This is a genomic window from Candidatus Frankia alpina (genome assembly GCF_902806485.1).
Lineage (GTDB): Bacteria > Actinomycetota > Actinomycetes > Frankiales > Frankiaceae > Frankia > Frankia alpina.
This window is the reverse complement of the sequence record NZ_CADCWT010000244.1, coordinates 1-6,669: the sequence shown is the minus strand read 5'-3', so window position 1 is coordinate 6,669 and position 6,669 is coordinate 1. Positions and strand designations below refer to the sequence as shown.

The window sequence follows — 6,669 nt, the reverse complement described above, 5'->3', positions numbered from 1 at the left end:
AACATTGATGTCACGCAAAGCGACGAAACGTTACCGGGAAAGGCTCAATCTATAACGACTATGACGCAGCACTGATCGAATTCACCAACATCAACATCGACGCCTTTGCCGGCGGCGCGCGGAGCGGCGAGGATGACCTCGCTGATCGAGACTGGTTGCCGCCGCCCGTCCTCATCGGCACCGCCGTACTGATCTTGGTAGGTGTCCGGCCACGGCTCACCGAATACCGCGGTTGACGGACTGCGGGCGTGCAGCATGTCATCCATTGACGCTACGACTACGGAGAGCTGCCAGAACTCCCGGGCTGCGACCAGCACCGGGTCCGCCCGCCGGGACGCCGCGGTGCTGGGCGCGCCGTCCCGGCCCGCCCAGCACCGCGTGCCCGCCGGGGACCACGGCCAGTTCCCTCCGGGTCGTCATCCGGACCAGCGACAGCGGGCTGATCTGGTCGTCACGGCCGTGGACGAGCAGGATGGGCAGGTCGGGTAGGTCGGGTAGGTCGGGTAGGTCGGGTAGGTCGGGTAGGTCGGGTAGCACCCGCGGCGGATCGACCACGGGTATGCCTGCGACCGGCACGTGCAACAACGGCAGACCGAGGAGGACGAGCCCGTCCGGACGCACAACGGACGAGCCTGCCATGGCGAGCATCGACAACGCACCGGAGTCGGAACCGAGCAGGACAAAGGGCAGACCGGGCTGGTGGACCTCGCCGACCGTCCCCTCGATATTCCCGCTCTCCGGGACGACGGTGGCGGTGTACCCGTCCAGCGCCAGCCGCGCGGCCAGCCACTCGTAGGGCTCCCGGCTCTCACCGCGGCCCGTGAGGATCGCGACGGCGGCTCGGGTCGGCTCACGCCTGAGCGCGTGCACGGCGCCGCTGCTGGTATCGGGCTCCGCGGGGCGGGGAATTGTCATTGTCGCAGGCGTCATATACGCCTTGTCCCCTTCTCTAGCGCTTTGGTGCGCAGTGACGGTCCGTCGCGGGCCAGTTTCCGGCCGCGCCGGGGGACCGGTGACACCCCGGCGGGAACGGCCGTGATCGCAGATGCAGATCGTCCCAAACTTAATAATCATGATGCTGGCCGTCCGAGTTCGCAGACCCGTGTCGCGGGCGAGGTGGTCTTCTTCAGTCTCCCGGCGGACCCGCAGGCGGGCCCTGCCGACAGCGACGAGCGGCGGACGTCCGATCATGTTGTAGGTCGAGGCAGACTTCGGTGGTGGGCGACGGCGAGCAGGTCGCCGACGTTGGCGTCGGCTGGTAGCAGCACGTTGCGGGCGAGGATGGCGTCATCTGGCCACCCCCGAGCGCCAATCTCGACCGCAGCGCTGTTCCCAGGCTCGAGATCAACTTGGCCCATGCCGTGATGCAGTCTCCATGCCCGACCTGGGCCCTGGCTCGGTGCCAGAGCCCTCAGCCAACTAACCGCCCTTCCGCCCCGGCAGGAAGCGCCGTTAACGCAGCTTGGACGGGCGAGCGCCAAATATTCACGTTCCTTTGACGCGCTGGTCATGTTCCTGTGGGTGCCCGCACGACCTAATTCCACACAGAAAAAAATGATCAAGATTTGGGGATTCGGCAACACGCGGCCGACAGGCCGGACCGCTACGACGCGGCACAGCCGCGTGGACCTGTCTGGCCCGGCACTCGCGCGGACGGACAGGGAGTGTCCAAAGCGGGCGGCCCGCAGCTACCTGGCCTGCGCCGTCAGGAACCCCGCTGACCCCGCAGGCAGGGCAAACATCGGAACGGGATTGGGGCGTGTCGACGCGCCGCTCCCTTACCCGCGGGTCGGAGAGTGATTTCCTGATCTCTCAGAGTGTCTGCTGCCATGACGGTGGACGACCACCTTCCGGGAGGCGTCGATGAGCGCGGTACAGGCGATCAGGGTAGCGGTGGCCACAGCTGTGATAACCGCGGTGACCGTGACCGGTGCCGCCCTGTCGACCGGGGTGGCGGTGGCGGCAGCACCCGCCGGGCCCGTGGCCCCGATCGATCTCGGCGCCCTGCCGGGCATCACCCACAACAGCGCCGCCTCGATCAACGATCGCGGGGACGTCGTCGGCTCCGGCTACAGCTCCCCGTACGACAGCCATGGATTCCGCTGGTCCCGAGGAGTCCTCACCGCCCTGCCCGACACCGCGCGAGCGCCCTTCCCGATCAACGACGCCGGGCAGATCGCCGGTGACCTTCCGGGACGCTTCTCCTCGCCCGGCTTTGTGCTGCGTCCCGACGGAACCGTGGTCGACCCCGGCTTCACCCCGGCCGACCAGAACGGGCGCGGCCAGGTCGTCGGGACGGGTCCGGTCCCCGGCGGGGCACACGCGATGAGCTGGCGTGACGGCCGGACCGTCGATGGCCCCGAGGACGCGGCTCTCAGCGAGGCGCTGGCCATCAACAACGCCGGCCAGATCGTCGGCTCGACGTTCGACCCGGTGACCGACGACAGGGTCCGCCGGCTCTGCCTCCTCACCTGGGGCTGACGACAACGGCGGGACGCACCGGAGGCGGTGCCCGCCGGCGGTCAGGTGGCGCCACGGGACAGCTTCGAGGGCCACCAGATCTTCGCGCCGATGTCGTGGCTGAGCGCCGGGACGAGCACGGAGCGGACCAGGATCGTGTCCAGCAGCACGCCGAAGGCGACCGAGAAACCAACCTGGGCCAGGAAGACCAGCGGTAGCACGCCCAGCACCCCGAACGTGCCGGCGAGGACGACGCCGGCCGAGGTGATGACCCCGCCGGTCACCCCGAGGCCGCGCACGATGCCGGGGCGGGTGCCGTGGGTGAGCGTCTCCTCCCGCACCCGGGTCATGAGGAAGATGTTGTAGTCGATTCCCAGGGCGACGAGGAAGATGAACGCGAACAGCGGGAAGCCCGGATCGGCGTTGGCGAATCCGAAGATGTGGTTGAACACCACCGCGCTCACCCCCAGCGTCGCGGCGAAGGACAGCACCACCGTCGCGATGAGCAGGATCGGCGCGAGCAGCGCGCGCAGCAGGGCGCCGAGCACGATGAGGATGACCAGCAGCACGATCGGGATGATCAGGTTCCGGTCGTGGCGTGACGCCGACTGGGTGTCGAGGTTGATCTCGGACTGGCCGCCGACCATCGCGTCCGCGCCGGGGATCGGGTGCACGGCGGTGCGGATGGCGGTGATCGTGTCGTAGGCCGCCGCCGTATCGTAGCGGTGGACGATGCTTGCGTCGACGGCGATCCGCCCGTGAACCGGCGCGATCCGCACCGCCGACGCCGGACAGCCGTCGGCGTCCGGCGCCGGGAACCGCCCGCCGCCGGAAAGGATGCCGGCGAGCTTGGCGTAGTCGACCTCGACGCACACCGCACCCGGATCTGTGGCCACCCCGTCGACCTTCGAGACGGCGGCGATGACCGCCGGGACGGCCTCGGTGTTGGCGATGATGACCGCGGGCGCCCCCTCGCCCTGACTGAAGCTGGCGTCGAAGATCTTCTGGCCGACGATGGCGTCGGGGTGGCCGGTGATGCTGTCGGCGGACGACAACCCGTCGACCTTCAGCGTGCCGATGAGCCCGGCGCAGGCCAGCAGCACGACGGCCGTGGCGATCCAGGCGAGGCGGGCGCGACGGACGAGCCCGGCGGCGAAGCGGGCCCACAGGCCGTGGCTGGCCTGGTCGACCTGGTGGTCCAGCCGGGGGACTCGCGGCCAGAAGATCCACCGGCCGCTGAGGACGAGAAGGATCGGCAGGAAGATCAGCATGACTAGGACGGTGGAGGCGATGCCGATCGCCGCCACCGGGCCAAGGCTGCGGGTGGAGTTCAGCTCACCCAGGCTCAGACAGAGTAGGCCGAGAATGACCGTGACCGCCGAGGCGATGATCGCCGGGGCGGCACCTCGCCAGGCAGTGATCATCGCCTCGACCCGGCTGGCGTGGGTGTGCAGCTCCTCGCGGTAGCGGCTGACGAGCAGCAGGGCGTAGTCGGTGCCCGCACCGATGACGAGCACGGACAGGATCCCCTGGCTCTGCCCGTTGAGGGTGAGCACGTCGTGCTTGGCCAGCGGGTAGATGATCAACGCCGAGACGCCGAGGGCGAGCACCGAGCTGAACAGCGGGAAGAACCACAGCACCGGGCTGCGGTAGACGAGCAGGAGAATGCCGACGACGACCAGGCCCGCGGCGAGCAGCAGCAGACCGTCGAGCCCGGAGAACGCCTCGACGAAGGCGACCAGCAGCCCGCCGGGGCCGGCGGAGTGCACCACCAGCCCAGCCTGGGGCGCCCCGGCCCCCGCGGCGGCCAGCACGGCCTTCTCGACGTCGACGAGCTCGTCGCCCTGGACCTCCCGGTCGCCGTCCTTGCCGACGATCGGCACAGCGACGTTCGCCACCTCGCCGCTGCGGGCGAACTGTGGCGACCCGAGCTGGCCGGCGTCCACGCCGCGGATCCCGGCGAACGCGCGAACGTCCGCGGCGATCTTCGCCTTGTCCGCGGCCGTCAGCCCGCCGCCGCGCTGGTAGACGACGAAACCCGGGATCGTCTGCAGCGAGCGGAACTCCTGCACGGCCTTGTCGACCTTGGTCGACTCCGCCGAGCCCGGCAGGTAGGCCGCGTTGTCGTTCTTCTGGACCTCCCCGAGCTTGCCCTGGTAGGAGCCGCCGACCGCGCCGAGCAGCAACCAGCCCACCGCGAGGACCGCGAACACATAGACAACCCGCGGCCGCCGGCGGCGACCGGAGCCATCCGACTCTTCACCGGGCGAGCGACCGCCGGGCGACGCGGCCGAGAATGCCGACCGCGCCACCAGCGGGGATCCGTCGGCCGGCGGGCGGGGCGGTGGCGTACCCCGGGGCGATCCCTCGGTGAGGCTGCCAGACTCCCCTCCCGAGGACAGGGACGCCCCGTCGGCGGTGCCACCGGATTCCCTGTCGGACGACCCGGGCAACCCGGCCACCGAGCCGGGCTGACCCGATGTGATCACGGGCTCCTCGCCGCCCCCACCATCGGGTCGCTGGCCGCTGCTCATGTCCGTGCCCCATCCCGGTCGCGCTGTGCCAATCTGCCGAGGACGATTCTGACGCACCCCTCCGACAAAATCGGCCCGGTCCTCCGCCCTCGCCGATCTGGGCAGCGGCGGCCCGGACGACGCAGACGGCCAGGACGGCTCAGACGAGGTTGTCCACCTCGGCGGCGGCCCGCGCGGCGAGCAGGGTGTTGCGCAGCAGCATGGCGATGGTCATCGGCCCGACACCGCCGGGGACCGGGGTGAGCAGGCCGACGACCTCGCGCACGGCGTCGAAGTCGACGTCGCCGCGAAGGCCCTGCTCGGTGCGGTGCATGCCGACATCGATGACGGTCGCACCGGGCTTCACCGCGTCCGGGCCGATGATCGACTGCTTCCCGGCGGCGACGACAAGCACGTCCGCACCGCGGCAGACGGCGGCCAGATCCCGGGTGCGGGAGTGGCAGATGGTGACGGTTGCGTTGCGCCCGACCAGCAGCTGAGCGACCGGGCGGCCGACCAGCTCGGAACGTCCGACGACGACGGTGGGGGCGCCGCTGAGCTCCACGTCGTAGGCGTCGAGCAGCTCGATGATCCCCGACGGGGTACAGGGCCGCAGTCCGGGCAGGCCGCGGGCAAGCAGGCCGACGCTGGGGGTCGTCAGCCCGTCGACATCCTTCTCCGGTGGGATCCGCCCGACCAGCGCGGCGCCGTCGAGCCCCTCGGGGACGGGCAGCTGGAGCAGGATCCCGGAGACCGCGGGGTCCGCGGCAAGGGAGTCCAGCAGGGCGGCGATCTTGTCCTGGGGGGTGTCGGCGGGCAGATGCTGGTGCAGGTCGGCCATGCCCGCCTCGACGCAGGCCCGACGCTTGCCGCCGATGTAGACCGCGGACGCCGGGTCGTCGCCCACCAGGACGGTCGCGAGCGCTGGCTGGCGGCCCGTGGCCGCGCGGAATTCGGCGACGTCCCGGCCCACGTCCGCACGCACTCGCGCGGCCACGGCCTTACCATCGATGATCACTGCGCTCATGTCGGCCTTTCGCCCTCACGGTGTCCGGTCGGATCCGCCGCCGACAACCCGACGCGCCGCCCAGCACCGCGTCACGCGGCCGGCGTCGGCGACGGCCCTCGAGCACGCTACGCCAATCCGCTGCAACGGTGCCCGCGAGCACCGCCACCCGATGACCAGGCCGCGGAACGCCAACACCAGCAGCCGCGGTCTGACGCGGCGTTCCAGCAGCCCCGCAGAAGTCCCCTTCCCGTCCTGCTATCACGTTCCGTGACAGCAGCCGGTGTGGCTGAGGCAGGTCGCGAAACGGACGGCAGCTCGTGCGTCGGCGGCGGATGCGTGGGAAAACGCCTATCTGTTCCTTCTGGTGGGTTCGGCGTCTGATTTGCCCCCCCAGAAGGAACAGGTAGCGCCGTTCCCGTGCACACCACCTCCTCGCGGGGCGGTGTGGCGGTGCCGGTGGGCCGTCCGGCGGTGAAGGCAGGCGCCGTCTGGCATCGCACACCGTCACCGGACACCGGAAAAGGGCTGATGAGCAGCTGCACTACTGATCTTTGATCCACCGGGTCGGGCTGGAGTGGATTCTGCCCGGTTCCAGTCCCGGTTCCAGTCCCGGTTCCGGTTCCGGTTCCGGTTCCGGTTCCGCGGAACACCTTGATCGTCGGGTGGAGGTGGGATGCGACCGGGTCG

The 6,669-nt window shown here is 70.3% G+C and carries 5 protein-coding genes; 1 reads left to right on the top strand and 4 read right to left on the bottom strand.

The features are described 5' to 3' along the window. Nucleotides 1–44 precede the first annotated feature (44 nt). Together G6R25_RS19725 and G6R25_RS19720 are read right to left on the bottom strand one after the other, a co-directional pair. Nucleotides 45–266 carry a hypothetical protein gene (locus G6R25_RS19725; protein WP_163554143.1) on the bottom strand — a complete coding sequence of 74 codons (222 nt, stop codon included), beginning with the start codon at nt 264–266 and terminating at the stop codon, nt 45–47. Further along, nucleotides 259–930, bottom strand: a complete 672-nt coding sequence (locus tag G6R25_RS19720; RefSeq protein ID WP_235949154.1) for an alpha/beta hydrolase — start codon at nt 928–930, stop codon at nt 259–261. The genes G6R25_RS19725 and G6R25_RS19720 overlap by 8 nt, the downstream gene beginning before the upstream one ends. A gap of 933 nt (nt 931–1,863) precedes the next feature. Here G6R25_RS19720 and G6R25_RS19715 point away from each other — a divergent pair. Then, complete coding sequence (locus tag G6R25_RS19715; RefSeq protein WP_205447270.1) at nt 1,864–2,481, top strand: hypothetical protein; 618 nt, start codon at nt 1,864–1,866, stop codon at nt 2,479–2,481. Between the two features lie 41 nt (nt 2,482–2,522). Here G6R25_RS19715 and G6R25_RS19710 read toward each other — a convergent pair whose 3' ends face one another. Continuing rightward, on the bottom strand, nt 2,523–4,994 hold the full coding sequence (locus tag G6R25_RS19710; RefSeq protein ID WP_163554141.1) for an MMPL family transporter: 2,472 nt from the start codon (nt 4,992–4,994) through the stop codon (nt 2,523–2,525). 139 nt (nt 4,995–5,133) lie between these two features. Further along, nucleotides 5,134–6,000, bottom strand: a complete 867-nt coding sequence (locus tag G6R25_RS19705) for a bifunctional 5,10-methylenetetrahydrofolate dehydrogenase/5,10-methenyltetrahydrofolate cyclohydrolase (RefSeq protein WP_163554140.1) — start codon at nt 5,998–6,000, stop codon at nt 5,134–5,136. Nucleotides 6,001–6,669: the final 669 nt, after the last annotated feature.

Excerpts from the sequence above, each read along its gene's own strand:
- G6R25_RS19715 (WP_205447270.1), top strand. The coding sequence starts at position 1,864 with ATGAGCGCGGTACAGGCGATCAGGGTAGCGGTGGCCACAGCTGTGATA.
- G6R25_RS19705 (WP_163554140.1), bottom strand. The coding sequence starts at position 6,000 with ATGAGCGCAGTGATCATCGATGGTAAGGCCGTGGCCGCGCGAGTGCGT.
- G6R25_RS19720 (WP_235949154.1), bottom strand. The coding sequence starts at position 930 with ATGACGCCTGCGACAATGACAATTCCCCGCCCCGCGGAGCCCGATACC.
- G6R25_RS19710 (WP_163554141.1), bottom strand. The coding sequence starts at position 4,994 with ATGAGCAGCGGCCAGCGACCCGATGGTGGGGGCGGCGAGGAGCCCGTG.
- G6R25_RS19725 (WP_163554143.1), bottom strand. The coding sequence starts at position 266 with ATGGATGACATGCTGCACGCCCGCAGTCCGTCAACCGCGGTATTCGGT.